We start from the raw sequence: 19,245 nt of genomic DNA, 5'->3' as shown, positions 1-19,245 counted from the left end.
GGTTCACGGGCAACGAAAGGATGCGGCCGGGCCGGCGGCGATGTCGGTGTATGCCGGGTACTTCAACGGGAATTGGTGTTTCACGAAGGACTGCATGCGGGTTCACGTTCAGATCTACGCTGAGGTGAACGGGGTAAAACGTTTCATCAGCAAAATAAGTGCTCACGGCGCGGCTCCATTGCGTTTGCCATAGCGCCCCCCAAACGTCTAGCAGAATGATGGTCCTCGCAAAAGGCCGCGTCAATGCTTTGGGCAACCTTCTTCAGCGGAGCTGCCTCGGCTCAGCGGCCTGCGATCAGCTCCGCGACCCGCGCGAGCTCTTCTTCGAGGTTGTAGAAGATGGTCGACCCGTGCGGTTCAGGGAATGACCGGATGCCGACGCCCTTCGCCTCCAGCGCATTCCGCAGGTGAATGGCCAGCCGCGCGTTGCGTTCGAGGACCACGCCAATGCCGATCCGATGCAGGACAGTGAGGGCCGCCTGGTCGGCCAGGGCAGGAAACCAGCCCAGCGACGCGTCCAGCTTCGACGCCGTCAGCGACAGGTCCATGTCCGGGCTAAGGAAGCTCTCGAGCGGCAGCCGGGCAGCCTTCCAGCAAAGCCCGCGGATGTCACCGACGTTCATGGCAGGGGCTGTCCTACGCCACCGGCGAGGCCCCTCCCGGTTCCACGAAACGCTGCGTCCGCTCAATCTCGGCAACCTTCGGGTCGGTTTCATCGGCGCCGTAGTCAGACCGCCGCGTCTTGTCCTCCCCCTTGGGCACCTTCAGCGCACGCAGCACCAGGGTGAGTACGACGGCGACAAGCAGGTTGAGCACGAACGCCGACACGGCGATGTAGACGGTGAAGTCGGTCCCCGGGACGGGAGCAATGGAGCCGCCGAAGTGTGCGTGCGTGACGGGGTTGATGACGTTGTACGCCGAGGCGGTGCCGAAGGCAATGCCCACGGCCCAGCCAGCCAGCAGCGCCCAGCGGTCAAACCACCGCGTGTAGAGGCCCGCCACAACCGCCGGGAAGGTCTGCAGAATCCAAATGCCGCCAAGCAGCTGCATGTTGATGGCCGCGGACTGGTCCATGGCGATGACGAAAATCAGCGCACCCACCTTCACCACCAGCGAGACAATCTTGGACACCTTGGCCTCGGTCTTGGGGTCGACTTCGGGGCGGAGGAAGTCCCGGTAGATGTTGCGGGTAAACATGTTCGCCGCCGCAATGGACATGATCGCCGCCGGCACCAGCGCCCCGATGGCGATGGCCGCCAGGGCAACCCCTGCGAACCAGGCGGGGAAGTGGTCCAGGAACAGCTGCGGGACCACGAGCTGGGGGTTGACCGACCCGTTCAGGTCGATCGGCTTGGTGCCTGCCTTGATGGCCACGAAGCCCAGCAGCGCGAGGAAGCCGAGCATGAGCGAGTACAGCGGCAGAATCGCGGCGTTGCGCCGGATCGTGTTGCGTCCCTTGGACGCGAGCACGCCGGTGATGGAGTGCGGGTACATGAACAGTGCCATGGCCGATCCGAGTGCCAGCGTCCAGTAGGCCGAGTAGTTCGCGCCCGACGGAATGAACACCCCGCTGGGCTTCCCCGTCGCTTCACTCACGGTGTCCAGCTTCGTCTTCGCCGCCCCGAAGATCGCGTCCCACCCGCCGAACTTGATCGGCAGGTAGATGACCGCCACGATCACCGCCAGATAGATGAGCAGGTCCTTGACGACGGCGATCATCGCCGGCGCCCGCAACCCCGAGGTGTACGTGTAGGCCGCCAGCACGACGAACGCCAGGATGAGCGGCAGGTCCGTGAGCAGCACGTTCTCGGAGCTGCCCAGGCCAAGCACGGTGAGGACTGCCTTGATGCCCACGAGCTGGAGGGCGATGTACGGCATGGTGGCCACAATGCCCGTGACGGCGATGGCGAGGGACAGCCACCTGCTTCCGTAGCGTCCGCCCACGAAGTCCGCCGAGGTGACGTAGCCGTGCCGGTGGGACACCGACCATAGCCGGCTCATGATGATGAAGATGATCGGATAGAGCACGATCGTGTACGGGACCGCGAAGAAGCCGCTGACGGCACCCGTGGCCCACATCGCGGCCGGAACAGCAACGAATGTGTAGGCCGTGTAGAGGTCGCCGCCCAGCAGGAACCACGTGATCCATGTCCCGAAGCCGCGTCCGCCCAGCCCCCATTCGTCGAGGCTGTGCAGTCCCTCGGACTCTGCCGTCCGGCGCCACCTGGCGGCCAGGAAGCCCATGACGGCAACGACGACAAAGAGCAGCACCACGATGATGAGGGCGATCCAGTTGATCTCGCGCCCGTTCATGGCCTTTCATCCCCATCCAGTGAGTCGTCCGCTGCATCGCCGTCTGTGTCGGCAGCACCCGCGCGGGCTACTGCCCGCCGTCGTCGGTCCTCCGTGTTCACGAGCCAGTACGCCACGCCGCTCAGGGCGGCGGACATGGGAACCCAGAGCAGCTGGTACCAGTAGAAGAACGGCATGCCGCCCAGCGTCGGCGCATTGAAGGAGTAGGTCTGCGGCATGAGCGGGAGCAGGATGGCCGCGGAAAGCAACACACCGGCGATGGCATACCGGCCGCGCCGGGCCGGTCCGCGGGTTGCCGTGTTGCGGGTAGGCAGCCCGGCGCCCGGGGGAGCCCCCGGGACGGGACGCTGCTTCGGGTCAGGACGATCTTGCTGGGACACCGACGACCTCCTTGTGAGCCCGTCTCCCGGGCTCCGGGAGGCCCTGAGAACGGGTCACCGGAGAACGGTGAGGCGGAGGTTACAACTGTTGCCCTCCAGTTCCTTTGTACGCCCGTCAGCGTCGCGCGGGAAGAGCGTGGGCAGTGGCGTAACAGTCGGTAACGCGGCGGTCTTTCCTGGTCATCTTCAGCGCGTTTTCCCGGCCGCTTTTCCGGGAGCCAACACCGGCGCCCCCGCCCGGACCGGACAGCCGGGCCCAGGCGAGGGTTTCCGCGCGGGGCATATTGACGTCGTTCGGGGAGAAACGAAAAAACCCCGGTAATCCATTGGATTCCCGGGGTTTTCCCTCTGTGCGCGGAGGGGGACTTGAACCCCCACCCCCTTTCGAGGACTAGCACCTCAAGCTAGCGCGTCTGCCATTCCGCCACCCGCGCAGGTGGATTTCGGAGGTCTCTCTCCGCCTTTCAGCGGTTCGCTTCTCTCCGAAGCAGCGAGAAAAACTCTAACACGAACTTTCCGGAAAGATGGAATCGAGGCGACTGGGTAGGCTGAACCCGGGTGTTCCGGCAGGCAAAAACCGCCACAACCCGCATGAATCCGCGTTTTCCCCGCTATAAGGAGTGATCAATGACACAGATCCGGCCAGAGGATGAAGTCGTCACCATCTGCCAGGAGCTCATCCGCATCGATTCATCCAACTACGGGGATGGTTCGGGTCCCGGCGAACGCGCGGCGGCCGAGTACACCGCCGGCCTGATCAGCGAGGTGGGGCTGGAAGCGGAAATCTTCGAATCGGAGCCGGGCCGGGCCAGCGTGGTCACCCGCATGGCGGGCGAAGACCCCTCAGCCAGCGCCCTCGTGGTCCACGGCCACCTGGACGTGGTCCCCGCCCTCCGTGAACAGTGGTCCGTGGACCCGTTCAGCGGCGAACTCAAGGACGGCCTGATCTGGGGCCGCGGCGCGGTGGACATGAAGGACATGGATGCCATGATCCTGTCCGTGCTGCGCAACTTCGCCCGCACCGGGCGCAAGCCCAAGCGCGACATCGTCTTCGCGTTCTTTGCCGACGAGGAGGCTGGTGGCGTGCACGGCGCCCAGTACGCCGTGAAGCACCGGCCCGAGCTGTTCGAGGGCGCCACCGAGGCCATCTCGGAAGTGGGCGGCTTTTCGACCACCATCGGCGGCCAGCGCGCCTACCTGCTGCAGACGGCGGAAAAGGGCATCTCCTGGCTGCGGCTTGTGGCGCACGGCCGCGCGGGCCACGGCTCGCAGATCAACACCGACAATGCCATCACCCGGCTCGCCGGCGCCGTGACCCGCATCGGTGAATACCAGTGGCCCATCGAGCTGACGGCTACCACGCGCCAGTTCCTGGACGGCGTGACGGAACTGACCGGCGTCGAATTCGATCCCGACAACCCGGAGCTCCTGCTGAAGGAACTGGGCACGGTGGCCCGCTTTGTGGGTGCCACCCTGCAGAACACGTCCAACCCCACGCTGCTGGGCGGCGGCTACAAGCACAACGTCATCCCCGAGTCCGCCGAGGCCCTCGTGGACTGCCGGACCCTCCCGGGCCAGCAGGACCAGGTCCTGGAGATCGTTAAGGAGCTGGCGGGCAGCGGCGTCGACGTCAGCTACGTGCACAACGACGTTTCCCTGGAAGTGCCGTTCGCCGGCAACCTGGTCGACTCCATGATCGACGCCCTGCACTCCGAAGATCCGGGCGCGAAGGTTCTCCCGTACACCCTGTCCGGCGGCACCGACAACAAATCGCTCTCCAAGCTCGGCATCACCGGCTACGGCTTCGCGCCCCTGCAGCTGCCGGACGACCTCGACTTCACCGGCATGTTCCACGGGGTAGACGAACGGGTCCCGGCAGAATCCCTGAAGTTCGGCGCCCGCGTCCTGAACACACTGCTGACCAACTACTGAGCGTGGCAGTGGAACCGTCACAGCTGCTGCCCGACAGCCTGCTCGAAGGGATCCGGGGGAGGGCCGCGGAGTACGACCAGCAGAACCGCTTCTTCACCGAGGATCTTGAGGAACTCGCCGCCGCCGGGTACCTGAAGCTTTTCGTGCCGGAGTCCGACGGCGGGACGGGCCTTGGGCTGGAGGCTGCGGTCCGCTGCCAGCAGCGATTGGCGACGGCGGCCCCCGCCACCGCGCTGGCCGTCAACATGCACCTGGTCTGGACAGGGGTGGCCCGCGTCCTCGCCGAACGCGGCGACTCCTCCCTGGACTTCGTGCTGCAGGAGGCAGCGGCGGGGGAGATCTTCGCCTTCGGCAACTCGGAGGCCGGCAACGACTCCGTGCTTTTTGATTCCCTGACGGAGGCAACGCCGCTGCCGGAGGGCGGCTACTCATTCACGGGCACCAAGATCTTCACGAGCCTCTCGCCTGCCTGGACGCGGCTGGGCATCTTCGGCAAGGACCCTGCTGCACGCGACGGAGAAGGTGAACTGGTCCACGGGTTCATCAGCCGGGACACGGCGGGCTACCGGATCCTCGAGGACTGGAACACCCTGGGCATGCGTGCCAGCCAATCCAACACCACCATCCTGGACGGTGCCGTTGTGCCGCCCGGCCGCATCTTCCGGAAGCTTCCGGTGGGTCCCAGTGCGGATCCGCTGATCTTCGCGATCTTCGCGTGCTTCGAGATGCTGCTGGCCGGGGTCTACGCGGGCATCGGCGAGCGGGCCCTCGTCCTGGCCGTGGAAGCGGCCAAACGCCGGACGTCATTCAAGAACGGCGGCCGGAGCCTGGCCCAGGATCCGGATATCCGCTGGAAGGTGGCCGAGGCAGCCCTGGCCATGGATGCCCTCTACCCGCAGCTTTCGGTGGTGGCCGGCGATGTGGACCGTCTGGCGGACCATGGCAGCCAGTGGTTCCCCAAGCTCGTGGGGGTGAAGGTCCGGGCCACGGAAACGGCGCGGACGGTGGTGGACCTTGCCATCCGGGTCTCCGGCGGCTCCAGCTACTTCCGCGGTTCGGAGCTGGAGCGCCTGTACCGTGACGTCCTGGCCGGCATGTTCCACCCCTCCGACGACGAGTCGGCCCACAGCACGGTGGCCAACGCCTGGCTGGGCCCGCTCGACGGCTAGCTGGCGGCAGCACGAATCGGGCGCGCACCATCACGGTGCGCGCCCGGAGGGCCGGGACGGCCTAGACGGTGCGCTGCACCTGCGTGACCCGGCGGCGAAGCCAGAAGCGCCTGCCGCCGCCCACATAGAGCCTGCTGCGCTCGAGTTCCCACTTGCCGTACTCGGAATGTTCCACGAGCCGGCGACGGGCTTCGGGCAGGGAATCCTCAGGACCGACGGTCAATACGAGGTACTCGTATTGCCGTGCGTAGTCCCGTTCCCGCAGGACCGAGCTGGTCAGAAAATGTTCCTTCATTGCTCTCCATTTTCGTCCTTTTCCCGCTAACGTGAAGGCATGAGCATCGATCCGCGTGTCGCGCTTCAGTCCTTGACTGCCGCTTTGGAAGAACACCTTGCAGCCGCCTCGGCCCGCCGCGGGGATGGTGACCCCTCAGTGGAGGCGGCATTCTTTGCGGTTGCCGATGCCTTTGAAGTCTATGAGGACGCCCTCTATGAGGCCTACAACGAAGTGACGCCGCTCCAGGTTTTCGATGACGAGGAAGACGAAGAGGAAGAGGGCGAAGTCGACGACGAGGATCTCGAAATCGTCGAAGAGTAACCCTAGGCCAGGCTGCTGGAGACATCCTCCAGGGCACGTGCAATTTCCGCCGGCAGCGGCGTGAGCTGGGCGTCCAGGATTTCCTTGAGCTGGACCGGTGTGCGGGCACCCACGACGGCCGTGGCCACTCCGTGCTGGGACAGCAGCCAGCTAAGTGCCACATCCAGGGACGATCGGCCCAGTCCGCGGGCCGCCATGGCGACAGCCTCAACCACCTGCGACGAGGGCTGCTCAAGGTACGGCTCCACGTAAGTGGCCAGCCGTGTGCCGGCGGCCCTGGAATCGGCGGGCACATGACCGCGGTACTTGCCGGTGAGGACGCCACGGCCCAGCGGCGCCCACGCCATCAGCCCCAGGCCGGCATCCTCGATGGCCGGCACCAGCTCCGTCTCTGGCCTGCGGCGCAGCAGTGAGTACTCGGACTGGTTGGCCACGAGCGGGAATCCAGCGATGGCGGCGGCCTTGGCGGTCTGCCAGCCGTTGTAGTTGGCTATACCCGCGTAGCGGGCCCGTCCGCTGCGGACGGCGAAGTCGAGGGCGGACAGCGTCTCCTCGAGCGGGACGTTGGGGTCCCATGCCTGGGCGAGCCAGAGGTCCACGTAGTCCGTGCCGAGCCGCGCCAGGCTGGCATCCAGCCCGGACAGCATTGCATTCCGTGACGCGTCCACGCGCTGCCGCCCGTCCGACGGCGACACGCCGGCTTTGGTGGAGATGACCACTTCGGTGCGGGAGACGACGTCGCCCAGCATCGACCCCAGCATGGCCTCGGCCTGGCCGTCAGCATAGGAGGCCGCGGTGTCCACGAGCGTTCCGCCGGCATCCACGAAAGTGCGCAGCAGCTCCGAGGCATCCTGCTCGTCCGTTTCACGGGACCAGGACATGGTGCCCAGGGAGAGGGAGGAGGCGCGGAGCCCGCTGTTGCCGATGTAACGCTGCTGCATAGCAGCTAGCTTACGGGGAAACCACCCGCATCATGACGTAGGGTCTTAGCGTGAACTGGATTGAAGCGGCCCTGCTGGGTCTTGTGCAGGGACTGACCGAATTCCTACCGATTTCATCGAGCGCCCACCTCCGGATTGTGGGCTCCTTCCTGCCGAATGCGGCGGACCCCGGCGCAGCCTTCACCGCCATCACACAGCTCGGCACGGAAACCGCCGTCATTGTCTACTTCTGGCGCGACATCGTCAGGATCGTGAAGGCCTGGTTCGGCTCGCTGACCGGACGGGTCCCGCGCCAGGACCCGGATGCCCGGATGGGCTGGCTGGTGATTCTGGGCAGCCTGCCCATCATCGTCCTTGGCCTGCTGTTCCAGGACCAGATCGAATCCGTCCTGCGGAGCCTGTGGATCGTTGCCACCATGCTGATCGTCTTCGGCCTGATCCTCGCCGTGGCCGACGCCGTCGGCAAGCAGGACCGGGACCTCTCCAGGCTCACCTATAAGCACGGCATCCTCTACGGCTTCGCCCAGGCCATGGCCCTGATCCCCGGCGTTTCCCGCTCCGGCGGCACCATCACGGCCGGACTCCTCATGGGCTACACGCGTGAAGCCGCCGCCCGCTACTCCTTCCTCCTTGCCATCCCCGCCGTTTTCGGCAGCGGCCTGTACCAGCTGTACAAAGTGGTGGCCAAGGACGGCGTGAGCGGCCCCTTCGGCCTGGGGGAGACAGCCTTGGCAACGGTGATTGCATTCGCGATCGGCTACGTCATCATCGGCTGGTTCCTGAAGTTCATCTCAACGCGCAGCTACCGGCTGTTTGTCTGGTACCGCATCTTCCTGGGCCTCGCCCTGTACCTGCTGCTCGGTTTCAATGTCATCAGCGCCTAGCACTAGGCTTGGTCTGTGAAGTCCTGGATCTCCCGCCCCGTGCCTGTCCTGCCGGGGGAAATGCCCGCGCTCCGCTTGTTTGACACAACCGCAGGCCGCGCCGTAACCCTAAATGCCGACGGCGAAAAGTCGATGTATGTCTGCGGGATCACCCCGTATGACGCGACCCACATGGGTCACGCTGCCAGCTACATAGCGTTTGACCTTTTGAACCGCGCCTGGCGCGACGGCGGCCAGCAGGTTGCGTATGTCCAGAACATCACCGACGTCGACGACCCGCTGCTGGAGCGGGCCGAGGCTACCGGCGTCGACTGGCGTGAACTGGCCGAGAGCCAGATCGAGCTCTTCCGTACCGACATGGAAGCCCTCAACGTCATTGCCCCCGACCATTACGTGGGCGCCGTCGAAGCCATGCCTCTGATCGTCCCGGCGGTTGAACGGCTCCTGCACCAGGGACTGGCCTACCGCGTCAACGGCACCCCGGGCGAACCCGACGGCGACGTTTACTACGACGTCGAAGCCGCCAGCAAGCACGCCGTCGGCGTGGACGCCTGGACCCTCGGCGCGGTCTCCGGTCTGCCGGAAGCCGAAATGCTGGAACTGTTTGCCGAGCGGGGCGGCGACCCGGGCAGGGCAGGTAAGCGGCAGGCCCTCGACCCGCTGCTGTGGCGCGTGGCCCGCGACGGCGAACCCAGCTGGCCCGGCGGCGAACTGGGGGAGGGCCGGCCCGGCTGGCACATCGAGTGCACCGTAATTGCCCAGAAGTACCTGCCCGCGCCGTTTACCGTGCAGGGCGGCGGCTCGGACCTGGTTTTCCCGCACCACGAAATGGGAGCCGGCCACGCCTACTCGCTGTCCGGCGTCCCCCTCGCTGAGCACTTCGCGCACGCCGGCATGGTGGGGCTCGACGGCGAAAAGATGTCCAAGTCCAAGGGCAACCTGGTCCTGGTCTCCAAGCTGCGCGCTGCCGGCGAAGAACCCGCGGCCATCCGGCTGGCCATCCTGGCGCACCACTACCGGTCCGACTGGTCCTGGACCGCGGAAGGCTTCGCGGAGGCCAAGGCCCGCCTCGAACGCTGGCGTTCAGCGCTGGCCGCCGCTCCGGCCGGAACAGCTACGGAGCTGACCGCCACGGAGCTGATCGGGGAGATGCGCGACGCCCTGGCCAACGACCTCGACGCACCCGCGGCGCTGGCCGCCGTCGACCGTTGGGCCGACGCTGCCCTTAGCAGCGCCCTTAAGAACACGGACAGCGCGTCCGCAGCAGACCAGGCTTTGGTGCGCGACGCCGTCAACGCGCTTCTCGGCGTCGAACTCTAAACGCCCGTTTCGACGGTTCCCTGCCCGCACGACGTTCCGCAACGTCTGACTGGCAGGGAACCGTCGAAACGGCGGAGCCAACTCCCTAGGGCTTGTCCTTGCCCCGCCGCTTCAGGTAGCGCTCAAACTCGCGCGCGATGGATTCGCCGCTGGCCTCGGGCAGGTCCGCGGTGTCCTTCGCCTCCTCAAGCTGCCGCACGTACGCGGCGATTTCGGGGTCCTCGGTGGCCAGTTCGTTGACGCCGCGCTCCCACGCCTCGGCTTCTTCGCCCAGCTCGTGCGTGTCCAGCGGAACCTGGAGCAGTTCCTCGATGCGGTGCAGCAGAGCCAGCTGTGCCTTGGGCGAGGGTGCCTGGGCAACGTAGTGGGGCACCGCGGCCCAGAGCGAAACTGTAGGGATGCCGGCGAGCAGGGATACCTCGGACAGTACGCCCACGATCCCCACGGGCCCTTCATACTGCGACGCTTCGAGATTAAGCCGTTCCCGCAGCGCGCCATCGTCGGTGGAGGTGCTGACCGGGATAGGCCTGCTGTGCGGCACGTCGGCCAGCAGCGCCCCCACCAGGACCACGTAGTCGACGTGAAGTGCCTCGGCGTGGACCAGCAGTTCCGCAGTATAGGCGCGCCACTTGTAGGACGGTTCGGTGCCCTGGATGAATATCACGTCAACGTTGGTGCCGGGGGCGCTGGCCTTGTAGATCCGCGTGGACGGCCACTTGATCTTGCGTTCGCCGGAGGCAGTGCGGCGGACAGTGGGCCGGGTGAACTGGAAGTCGTAGTACTCGTCGGCGTCAATGGACGCGACCTTCTTCCCGCCCCAAAGCTTGTTGAGGTAACGGAGCGCATCACTGGCAGCTTCCCCCGCGTCATTCCAGCCCTCGAACGCAGCCAGCATCACAGTAATGCGCTGACCTTCGGGAACAGGCTGCAGCAGCTGCTCCGTCTCAGGCGCGGTGCCCGGTTCGTTGGTGTCTCCCTCGAAGCTGTTCATCCCTTCACCCTACGTCCACAAGCGTTGCTGTTGCATAGAACGAACCGCCGCAGATCCGGACAAAACCCATCTCAGCGGGCCATCCCACCCGGTCACCACTGCTGGTCATCACTGCCCATCATCCCTCCGGGCGGGGTGCGGATATTCGCCGACGGCGTAGCCCGGGGCCCGCGGCAGGGCGCCGCCGGGCAGCCCGGTACAGTGGAAAGCATGGAATCTGCCGCCACTCAGCCCTTGCTCAAAGCCGTTTTATGGGACATGGACGGCACCATCGTTGACACGGAACCGTACTGGATCGAGGCCGAACACAACCTTGTCGAGGCCTACGGGGGGACATGGTCGCATGAACAGGCCATGCAGCTCGTGGGGCAGTCACTGGTCCACTCGGCCGGCATCCTCCGGCGCGCCGGCGTGCGCCTGGAGATCCGCGAGATCATCGACACCCTCACGGCGCAGGTCATCAGCCGCGTCCGGGAGAACGTGCCGTGGCGTCCCGGGGCGCGGGAGCTGCTGGATGAACTTTTCAGCGCCGGCGTGCGTTGTGCCCTTGTGACCATGTCAGAGGCACCGCTGGCCCGCGAGATTGTGGCGAGCCTTCCCCGGCCCTACTTCGAATTCCTCGTTACCGGCGACACCGTAACAAAGGGCAAACCGCACCCGGAGGCGTACCTCAAGGCTGTGGACCTCCTGAAGCAGCAGGACCCCGAGCTCACCGTCGACCACTGTGTGGCGCTGGAGGACTCTGCACCGGGTGTTGCCGCTGCCGTGGCATCGGGCGCCGTGACCGTGGCCATTCCGCATCTGGTGCCGCTGCCCGAGGACGACCGGAGGACCACGTGGGACACCCTCGCGGACCGCTCGGCGGCCGAACTCGAGGAGCTGGTCAGGCTCCGGCTCGGCTCGTGCGAAGCGGCGGCAGCATTCGAGAACGTCAACTAAGGAGCCCGGAACGTGTCTGATCCCGCGGGATCCGGTCAGCAGCCCCAAAACGTGCAGACCCCTGCCGGCCGCCGGGAGGGAATCCCGCTCGGCCGGATCGCCGGCATTCCCATCATCCTGGCCTACTCCTGGTTCATCATCGCCGGCTTCACGGTGATTGTGTACGGCCCGGTACTGCAGCATGGCAACCCGTCACTGGGCATCGGGGCGTACTACGTGGCCTTCGCCTACGCGCTACTGCTCCTGCTGTCGGTGCTCGTCCATGAGCTCGCGCACGCGCTGACGGCCAAGATCTATGGCTGGCCCAGCGAGAAAATCGTGCTCAACCTCTGGGGCGGCCACACCCAGTTTGAAAGCTTCACCGCCACGCCCGGACGGTCCGTGCTGGTGGCCATGGCCGGGCCTGCCGCCAACTTCGTGCTCGCCGGAGCGGCCTGGCTGGTGATCTCCGCGGGCGGACTGTCCGGCGTGGCGGACACCCTTCTGAACATCTTCTTCTGGGCGAACCTCGTGATCGGCATCTTCAACGTGCTGCCCGGGCTGCCGCTGGACGGCGGCCGCCTGGTGGAGTCCGCAGTCTGGAAGGCCACCGGCAGCCACGCCAAGGGCACCGTGGCCGCGGGCTGGGGCGGCCGGATCATCGTCATCGCCCTGGGCCTGTGGTTCCTTGTCCGGCCACTGCTCAGCGGGGACGTCCCGGACACCAGCATGCTTCTCATCACCATCCTGGTCGGCGGTTTCCTGTGGATGGGCGCGTCAGCGTCCATCCAGCAGGGCCGCCTGCGCGGCAGGCTCCATCTGGTGAGCGCCGCCGCCCTGGCCGAACCCGCCGTCGGGCTCGCCGAAACGGGGAGCGTCAGCGATATCCTGAACGTGTCTGCAGGCGGAAGGACCGCCGTCGTGCTGTGCGCACCGGACGGCAGGCCCAACAGCGTGGTGGACCCCGCGGCTCTGGCCGCTGTGCCCGCCGCCGTGGCCGGCACCACCCCTGCCGGGGCAGTCGCCTACCCGCTCGGTGCCGGCGCCTACGTGCCGGAATGGTCCAAGGGCCAGGAGCTGCTCCAGTACCTTGCGCAGCTCGAAGGACACGACTACGCGGTGGTCGACCACAACGGCCGGGTCACCGGATTGCTGCGGCAGTCCACCGTGGTGACGGCCATAACAGGCAAGGCCCCCCGCTAAAACACGCGCCGGCACGGCCGGAACCGGTAGAGTTACGTGCCGGTCGTGAAATCGGCAGCGGGTGCACGGCGCCCGGCCCGACCGCCACGGTGCACGCCAAAACAGCTTTCACAGGAGCGAGGACACAGTCATGAGCAGCGAATCTGCCGCCAACGGAACCAGCACGGGCCTTTCCTCCGGCACTGCAGCCGGGACGGCGGACCAGCCGGTGGGCGCTGCCCGGCGGCGCGGCCCCTTCCGGGAAGGCGAACGGGTCCAGCTGACTGACGAGCGCGGGCGCATGAACACCATCAGCCTCGAGTCCGGCGGAGCCTTCCACACGCACCGCGGCTTCCTCAACCACGACGACATCATCGGCAAGGTGGATGGCTCGGTAGTGGTCAACAACGTAGGCCAGCAGTACCAGACGCTCCGCCCGCTGCTGTCCGACTTCGTCCTGTCGATGCCCCGCGGCGCCGCCGTGGTCTACCCCAAGGATGCCGCGCAGATCGTCACCATGGCCGACATCTTCCCCGGGGCCAGGGTGGTCGAGGCCGGCGTCGGTTCGGGTGCGCTCTCCATCTCGCTGCTGCGCGCGGTGGGGGACCAGGGCTACCTGCACTCGTTCGAGCGTCGCGAGGAATTCGCCACGATCGCCCGCGGCAACGTGGAAACCATCTTCGGCGGACCGCACCCTGCCTGGAAAATCTCGCTGGGCGACTTCCAGGACGAAGTGGTCCGCACTGAAGAACCGGGATCCATCGATCGCGTGGTGCTGGACATGCTGGCTCCCTGGGAATGCCTCGACGCCGTGGCCACGGTCCTGGCCCCCGGCGGCGTGTGGATCAACTATGTCGCTACGGTCACCCAGCTCTCCCGCACAGCCGAGGCCATCCGCGCCGACGGCCGCTTCACTGAACCGGACGCCTGGGAATCCATGGTCCGCGGCTGGCACCTCGAAGGTCTGGCCGTGCGCCCCGACCACCGCATGGTGGCCCACACCGGCTTCCTGCTGGTCACGCGGCGGCTCGCCGACGGCGTCACCGGCATCTCCGTCAAGCGCCGCCCTTCCAAGACCGAGTTCAACGAAGAGGACGTCAACGCCTGGACCCCCGGCGCTGTGGGGGAGCGCATGGTCTCCGACAAGAAGCTCCGCCGGGCCGCGCGGGACGCAATCGCCGGCACCAACGTGAAGGACGACCCGGAGATCACAAACTAGTCCGTATTTCGGATGTCGTCGGCTCTACCAGCCAACTTGGGGCTATGGTCTTAAGAGAAGCGCAGGAAGGGGCTGATGATCATGGAGACTCCAAACAACGACTCCGTGCCAACGCCGGCTGAACAGGCTGGCGCCAACGAACTGTCTGTCGCGGACCGGCAGGTCAATATCCTTCGGGACAAACTGAGGCATATTGACCGCCAGCTGGCAGCTGCCACGCAGAACAACACCAAGCTCGTGGCGATGCTGGAAACTGCCAAGGCCGAAATACTCCGGCTGAAGAACGCCCTGGACCAGGAGGGGCAGCCGCCGTACAGCTTCGGCACCATCCTCCAGCTGAACCCGCGGCGTCAGGCTGCCGGCAGCGGCCAGGCAGCCACCGAGGAGTCGGTGGACATCTTCAACGCCGGGCGCAAAATGCGCGTTGGCATCAGCCCCCTGGTCAACATGAACCAGCTGGCCGTCGGCCAGGAGGTCCTCCTCAACGAGGCGCTCCTGGTGGTGGCCGGCCTTGGCTACGAGCGCGCGGGCGAACTCGTCACGCTCAAGGAACTGCTCGGCCCGGACCGCGCCCTGGTGCTGGGCCGCGCCGACGAGGAACGCGTCATCCGGCTGGCCGGTCCGCTGCTGAGCGAGAAGCTCCGCGTGGGCGACGCCCTGTCCATCGATTCGCGCACCGGGTATGCCCTGGAAAAGGTCCCGCGCTCCGAAGTTGAAAACCTCGTCCTGGAGGAAGTCCCGGACATCACCTACGAGGACATCGGCGGCCTCGGCCCGCAGATCGAACAGATCCGGGACGCCATCGAGCTGCCCTTCCTGCACCCGGACCTCTACCGCGAGCACGGGCTCAAGGCGCCCAAGGGCATCCTGCTCTATGGCCCCCCGGGCTGCGGCAAGACCCTCATCGCCAAGGCGGTGGCAAACTCGCTGGCCGCCCGCGCCGCGGAACGCTCGGGCAATGTTGACCTGAAGAGCTACTTCCTCAACATCAAGGGCCCCGAGCTCCTCGACAAGTATGTTGGCGAAACCGAACGCCACATCCGGCTGATCTTCTCCCGGGCCCGCGAAAAGGCCTCCGACGGCAGCCCCGTGGTGGTCTTCTTCGACGAGATGGATTCGCTTTTCCGCACCCGCGGCACCGGCATCTCCTCCGACGTCGAAACCACGATTGTGCCGCAGCTGCTGAGCGAGATCGACGGCGTGGAGCGGCTGGACAACGTGATTGTCATCGGCGCCTCCAACCGCGAGGACATGATCGACCCCGCCATCCTGCGCCCGGGCCGCCTTGACGTGAAGGTCAAGATCCAGCGCCCCGACGCCGAGGCCGCGGCGGACATCTTCAGGAAGTACATCACACCGGACCTGCCCTTCCACGAGGATGACCTGGTGGAGCACGACGGCGATGTGCTGGCCACCGTCGATGCCATGGTCCAGCGGACCGTGGAGTCGATGTACTCGACGGAGAAATCCAATGAGTTCCTGGAAGTCACCTACGCCAACGGCGACACCGAGATGCTGTACTTCAAGGACTTCAACTCCGGCGCCGTGGTCCAGAACGTGGTGGACCGTGCCAAGAAGTACGCCATCAAGGACCTCCTGACCACACAGCAGAAGGGCCTGCGCATCGACCACCTGCTGCGCGCCGTCGTCGATGAGTTCCGCGAGCACGAGGACATGCCCAACACCACCAACCCGGATGACTGGGCACGTATCTCCGGCAAGAAGGGTGAGCGCATCACGTACATCCGCACCATCGTCCAGGGCAAGGCCGGCCAGGAGCCCGGCAAATCCATCGAGACCATGCCCAACACGGGCCAGTACCTGTGACGGCCGGCTCCGAATCAGCGCTGGGAGGTGGCCTGCCGGCCGGCGGCGCCATGCGGGTCATGGGGTCGGAAACCGAATACGGGATTCACGCACCGGCCGCCCCCGGGGCCAATGCCACCATGATGTCCGCACGGGTGGTCCAGGCCTACGCCCAGGTCACCCGGCTGCGGGCCGCCGGCGGCGCCGAAACCCGCTGGGACTACACGGACGAGGAACCGCTGCACGACGCCCGCGGCTGGACTCTCGAACGCGGCCAGGCTCACCCCAGCCAACTGACGGACCAGCCGCCGGTGCTTGACGCCGAAGCGGTGGCGCTTGCCTACGGCCGGGAAGAGCTTGAGCTCGACGGCGAGGACGAATCGGGCTCGCTGCTGATGAACATGGTGCTCGGTAATGGCGCACGCCTCTACGTGGACCACGCCCACCCCGAGTATTCGAGCCCTGAGGTCACCAACCCAGCAGCCGCTGTGGCCTGGGACGCGGCTGGTGACCTTGTGGGCCTGGCGGCGGTCCGCAGGCTGGCCGGCGACACGGAACTGCCCGCTGTCAACCTCTATAAGAACAACACGGACAACAAGTCCGTGTCCTACGGGTCGCATGAGAACTACCTGATGCCGCGGTCCGTGCCGTTCGGCGACATTGTCCGCGGGCTCACCCCGTTCTTCGTCTCGCGGCAGGTCATCTGCGGCTCGGGGCGGGTGGGCCTGAGCCAGGACAGTTCCCGGCCCGGCTACCAGATCAGCCAGCGGGCGGACTTCTTCGAGGCGGAGGTGGGACTCGAGACCACCATCCGGCGCCCCATCATCAACACCCGCGACGAGCCCCACGCAACGGCGGACAAGTACCGGCGGCTGCACGTCATCATTGGCGACGCCAACCTGAGCCAGGTGTCGAACTACCTGAAGTTCGGGACCACCGCCATGGTGCTGAGCCTGATCGAGGCGGGCCTCGCTCCGCGGATCGAGGTCCACGAGCCGGTGGCCGCGCTGCAGGCCATCAGCCACGACACCACCCTGACCACCAAGGTCAGGCTGCTGGACGGCCGCCGGGTGACTGCCCTGGACCTGCAGTGGATGTATCACGAGGCCGCCGCCAAGCTGGCCCAGGACACCGGGGTGGGGGACGCCGTGGACGGTGATGGCCACACCCACGCCGTGCTGGAGCGGTGGGCCACCACCCTGACCCAGCTGGACAGCGACCGCGGTGCCGCTGCCAGCTCGGTGGAATGGCTGGCCAAGCTGTCCATCCTGGAGGGCTACCGCCAGCGCGACGGGCTCCAGTGGGATGACGCCCGGCTGGGCCTGGTGGACCTGCAGTGGGCCGACCTCCGGCCCGAAAAAGGTCTGTACTACCGCCTGCTCTCCCGGAACCGGATGCAGCGGATAGTGGACGACGCCGACATCGCCGCGGCGGTGACCGCACCGCCGTCGGACACCCGGGCCTACTTCCGCGGACGCTGCGTCAGCAGCTTCAGCAAGGACGTCGTGGGGGCCAGTTGGGACTCGGTGATTTTCGACGTGCCGGGCTACGGAAGGCTGCAGAGGGTCCCCACCAGGGAGCCGCTGCGGGGCACCAAGGCGCTGACCGGAGGGCTGTTTGACAGGCACCGTGAGGCGGGACCTTTCCTTGCCGAACTGCTCGGATCGGCACCGGCTCCGCCACCGGCATAATGCACCCCGCAAAGGCCCTTTGCGTGGCAATATTGGCATACAAGATGTCCTCCCGGAACGGGGGACTGGATAAAGGAGAAGGACATGGCAGGCCAGGAGCAACAGCAGCCACAGCCACGCGACACCGAGGTCGAGGAAGAGGTCCCCGTACCCCCGGCGCCCGCAGATGGCCAGGCATCCGCCTCGACGCAGGGTGTTGACGATCTTCTCGACGAGATCGACGGCGTCCTGGAGTCCAACGCGGAGGAATTCGTCCGGGCATTCGTGCAAAAGGGCGGCCAGTAGACCGGCAGCCACACCACCCGCACAGGGCACGGAGGCCAGAGGTACCGGACAGCCGCTGAATTATCACGTTGAAGGAGTGCACCAGTGCAGGAGACAACAGCCAACAAGGTAGCCGCCCACGCGACATCGTCGTTCACTGAGCATCTCCAACGCGACCGTCCGGAACTGCTTCCCCAATACGCCCCGTTTGCCACGGGCACGTCCGCCGGCCAGCCGCCCGCCGTGCCCCACGCCACCACCATCGTGGCCATGACCTACGCCGGAGGCATCGTCATGGCCGGCGACCGCCGCGCGACCATGGGCAACATCATCGCCAGCCGGCACATCGAGAAGGTCTTTCCCGCCGACCAGTATTCGGTCCTCGGAATCGCGGGCACGGCAGGCATTGCGATCGACCTGACCCGCCTGTTCCAGGTGGAGCTTGAGCACTACGAGAAGATCGAGGGCACCCTGCTGAGCCTGGACGGCAAGGCGAACCGGCTCGGCGCCATGATCCGCGGCAACCTGCCGATGGCGCTGCAGGGCCTCGCCGTGGTCCCGCTGTTCGCAGGCTTTGACACGGCCGCCGGGGTGGGCCGGCTCTTCTCCTACGACGTGACGGGCGGCCGCTATGAGGAACAGGAACACCACGCCGTAGGCTCCGGGTCGATGTTCGCCCGCGGCGCTCTGAAGAAGCTTTGGCGGCCCAACCTGCCGGAAGAGGAAGCCATCGCCGTGGCCGTCGAATCCCTCTACGACGCAGCCGACGACGACTCCGCCACCGGCGGCCCCGACCCCGTGCGGCAGCTCTGGCCCGTGGTCTACGCCGTCAACCGCGCCGGAGCCCGGCGGGTTTCCGAGCGTGAGCTCGCCGCCATGGCCGGAAACATCATCGAGTCCAGGGCAGCTGCCCGGAGGGAGGCCTGATATGACACAGCAGTTCTATGTCTCTCCCGAACAGCTGATGAAGGACCGTGCGGATTTCGCACGGAAAGGCATCGCCCGCGGCCGGTCCGTGATCGTGATCAGCTGCGAGGACGGGATCGCCCTGGTGGCGGAGAACCCTTCACCGTCGCTTCACAAGATCGGCGAGATCTACGACAAGATCGCCTTCGCCGCCGTCGGGAAGTACAACGAGTTTGAAAGCCTCCGCCAGGCCGGCGTGCGCTACGCCGACGTCCGCGGCTATTCCTACGACCGCGAGGACGTCACGGCCAGGGGACTGGCCAGCGTCTACGCCCAGAGCCTGGGCGCCGTCTTCACCGCGGAACAGAAGCCGTTCGAGGTCGAGCTCGCTGTGGCGGAGGTCGGTGCCAGCCAGGACCTCGACCACCTCTACCGTCTCACGTTTGACGGCTCGATCGCTGACGAGCACAACTTCATCGTGATGGGCGGCCAGGCGGACAAGGTGTCCGGGTCGATCGAGGGCGGCTGGCAGCGCGACCTGTCGTTCGCGGCGGCAATCCGGCTCGCCGTCAGGGGACTCGTGACGGACAACGAGGCGCCTGACCTGCCGGCCAAGGCCTTGGAAGTGGCGGTGCTGGACCGCAGTTCGGAAAGCAACAGGGGGACGCGGAGGGCTTTCCGCAGATTGTCCGACCAGGACGTTGTGGAACTGCTGGCTGAGGAGAGCTGAC

At 66.4% G+C, this 19,245-nt stretch carries 19 protein-coding genes and 1 tRNA gene; 13 read left to right on the top strand and 7 right to left on the bottom strand.

The window, feature by feature from the left end; genetic code table 11:
• Nucleotides 1-281: 281 nt before the first annotated feature.
• From R5O87_RS01880 to R5O87_RS01865, 4 genes are all read right to left on the bottom strand, one after another.
• On the bottom strand, nt 282-623 hold the full coding sequence (locus R5O87_RS01880) for a hypothetical protein (protein WP_410556170.1): 342 nt from the start codon (nt 621-623) through the stop codon (nt 282-284).
• A 13-nt stretch (nt 624-636) separates the two neighbouring features.
• Nucleotides 637-2,313 (bottom strand): monocarboxylate uptake permease MctP, encoded by a 1,677-nt coding sequence (gene mctP, locus R5O87_RS01875; protein WP_410556169.1) that lies wholly within the window; start codon nt 2,311-2,313, stop codon nt 637-639.
• The gene (locus tag R5O87_RS01870) at nt 2,310-2,693 is read right to left on the bottom strand and encodes a DUF3311 domain-containing protein (RefSeq protein WP_410556168.1); all 384 of its coding nucleotides are present in this window, start codon (nt 2,691-2,693) and stop codon (nt 2,310-2,312) included. The genes mctP and R5O87_RS01870 overlap by 4 nt, the downstream gene beginning before the upstream one ends.
• 351 nt (nt 2,694-3,044) lie before the next feature.
• Nucleotides 3,045-3,127, bottom strand: a tRNA-Leu gene (locus R5O87_RS01865).
• Between the two features lie 193 nt (nt 3,128-3,320).
• Between R5O87_RS01865 and R5O87_RS01860 the strand changes: the two genes are divergently transcribed.
• Together R5O87_RS01860 and R5O87_RS01855 are read left to right on the top strand one after the other, a co-directional pair.
• The gene (locus tag R5O87_RS01860) at nt 3,321-4,625 is read left to right on the top strand and encodes a M20/M25/M40 family metallo-hydrolase (protein ID WP_410556167.1); all 1,305 of its coding nucleotides are present in this window, start codon (nt 3,321-3,323) and stop codon (nt 4,623-4,625) included.
• Nucleotides 4,626-4,633: 8 nt separating this feature from the next.
• Nucleotides 4,634-5,794, top strand: a complete 1,161-nt coding sequence (locus R5O87_RS01855) for an acyl-CoA dehydrogenase family protein (RefSeq protein WP_410556166.1) — start codon at nt 4,634-4,636, stop codon at nt 5,792-5,794.
• Between the two features lie 61 nt (nt 5,795-5,855).
• On the opposite strand, the gene R5O87_RS01850 is transcribed toward R5O87_RS01855, so the two are convergent.
• On the bottom strand, nt 5,856-6,089 hold the full coding sequence (locus R5O87_RS01850; RefSeq protein ID WP_102973612.1) for a DUF5703 family protein: 234 nt from the start codon (nt 6,087-6,089) through the stop codon (nt 5,856-5,858).
• A 39-nt stretch (nt 6,090-6,128) separates the two neighbouring features.
• On the opposite strand from R5O87_RS01850, the gene R5O87_RS01845 reads away from it, so the two are divergent.
• Nucleotides 6,129-6,392 carry a hypothetical protein gene (locus R5O87_RS01845; RefSeq protein ID WP_387103899.1) on the top strand — a complete coding sequence of 88 codons (264 nt, stop codon included), beginning with the start codon at nt 6,129-6,131 and terminating at the stop codon, nt 6,390-6,392.
• A gap of 2 nt (nt 6,393-6,394) precedes the next feature.
• On the opposite strand, the gene R5O87_RS01840 is transcribed toward R5O87_RS01845, so the two are convergent.
• Nucleotides 6,395-7,333, bottom strand: a complete 939-nt coding sequence (locus tag R5O87_RS01840) for an aldo/keto reductase (RefSeq protein ID WP_410556164.1) — start codon at nt 7,331-7,333, stop codon at nt 6,395-6,397.
• Between the two features lie 50 nt (nt 7,334-7,383).
• Here R5O87_RS01840 and R5O87_RS01835 point away from each other — a divergent pair, with 50 nt between their 5' ends.
• Nucleotides 7,384-8,217, top strand: coding sequence for an undecaprenyl-diphosphate phosphatase (locus R5O87_RS01835; protein ID WP_410556163.1), 834 nt, complete (start codon nt 7,384-7,386; stop codon nt 8,215-8,217).
• Between the two features lie 15 nt (nt 8,218-8,232).
• Nucleotides 8,233-9,537 carry a cysteine--1-D-myo-inosityl 2-amino-2-deoxy-alpha-D-glucopyranoside ligase gene (gene mshC / locus R5O87_RS01830; RefSeq protein ID WP_410556162.1) on the top strand — a complete coding sequence of 435 codons (1,305 nt, stop codon included), beginning with the start codon at nt 8,233-8,235 and terminating at the stop codon, nt 9,535-9,537.
• 85 nt (nt 9,538-9,622) lie between these two features.
• Here the strand turns inward: mshC and R5O87_RS01825 are convergent, their stop codons facing one another.
• Nucleotides 9,623-10,528 carry a PAC2 family protein gene (locus R5O87_RS01825; protein ID WP_410556161.1) on the bottom strand — a complete coding sequence of 302 codons (906 nt, stop codon included), beginning with the start codon at nt 10,526-10,528 and terminating at the stop codon, nt 9,623-9,625.
• 258 nt (nt 10,529-10,786) lie between these two features.
• On the opposite strand from R5O87_RS01825, the gene R5O87_RS01820 reads away from it, so the two are divergent.
• The 8 genes from R5O87_RS01820 (at nt 10,787) to prcA (ending at nt 19,244) form a co-directional block, all read left to right on the top strand.
• Nucleotides 10,787-11,467 (top strand): HAD family hydrolase, encoded by a 681-nt coding sequence (locus R5O87_RS01820; protein WP_462836362.1) that lies wholly within the window; start codon nt 10,787-10,789, stop codon nt 11,465-11,467.
• 12 nt (nt 11,468-11,479) lie between these two features.
• A complete protein-coding gene (locus R5O87_RS01815) occupies nt 11,480-12,649 on the top strand; it encodes a site-2 protease family protein (protein WP_410556159.1) in 1,170 nt (389 codons plus the stop codon).
• Between the two features lie 130 nt (nt 12,650-12,779).
• Nucleotides 12,780-13,847: a tRNA (adenine-N1)-methyltransferase gene (locus R5O87_RS01810; protein ID WP_410556158.1), complete on the top strand. Its 1,068-nt coding sequence runs from the start codon at nt 12,780-12,782 to the stop codon at nt 13,845-13,847.
• 81 nt (nt 13,848-13,928) lie between these two features.
• The gene (gene arc, locus R5O87_RS01805; protein WP_410556157.1) at nt 13,929-15,674 is read left to right on the top strand and encodes a proteasome ATPase; all 1,746 of its coding nucleotides are present in this window, start codon (nt 13,929-13,931) and stop codon (nt 15,672-15,674) included.
• 50 nt (nt 15,675-15,724) lie between these two features.
• Nucleotides 15,725-17,344 carry a depupylase/deamidase Dop gene (dop, locus tag R5O87_RS01800; protein ID WP_410556190.1) on the top strand — a complete coding sequence of 540 codons (1,620 nt, stop codon included), beginning with the start codon at nt 15,725-15,727 and terminating at the stop codon, nt 17,342-17,344.
• A gap of 84 nt (nt 17,345-17,428) precedes the next feature.
• Entirely contained in the window at nt 17,429-17,629 is a 201-nt protein-coding gene (locus R5O87_RS01795; RefSeq protein WP_331568735.1) for a ubiquitin-like protein Pup, read from the top strand.
• Nucleotides 17,630-17,713: 84 nt separating this feature from the next.
• Complete coding sequence (gene prcB, locus R5O87_RS01790; RefSeq protein ID WP_410556156.1) at nt 17,714-18,535, top strand: proteasome subunit beta; 822 nt, start codon at nt 17,714-17,716, stop codon at nt 18,533-18,535.
• Between the two features lies 1 nt (nt 18,536).
• Nucleotides 18,537-19,244, top strand: a complete 708-nt coding sequence (gene prcA, locus R5O87_RS01785; RefSeq protein ID WP_410556155.1) for a proteasome subunit alpha — start codon at nt 18,537-18,539, stop codon at nt 19,242-19,244.
• Nucleotide 19,245: the final 1 nt, after the last annotated feature.

Source organism: Arthrobacter globiformis (genome assembly GCF_046536215.2).
GTDB lineage: Bacteria > Actinomycetota > Actinomycetes > Actinomycetales > Micrococcaceae > Arthrobacter > Arthrobacter globiformis_E.
The sequence above is the reverse complement of the archived record's forward strand: the minus strand, read 5'-3'. Positions and strand labels throughout refer to the sequence as shown.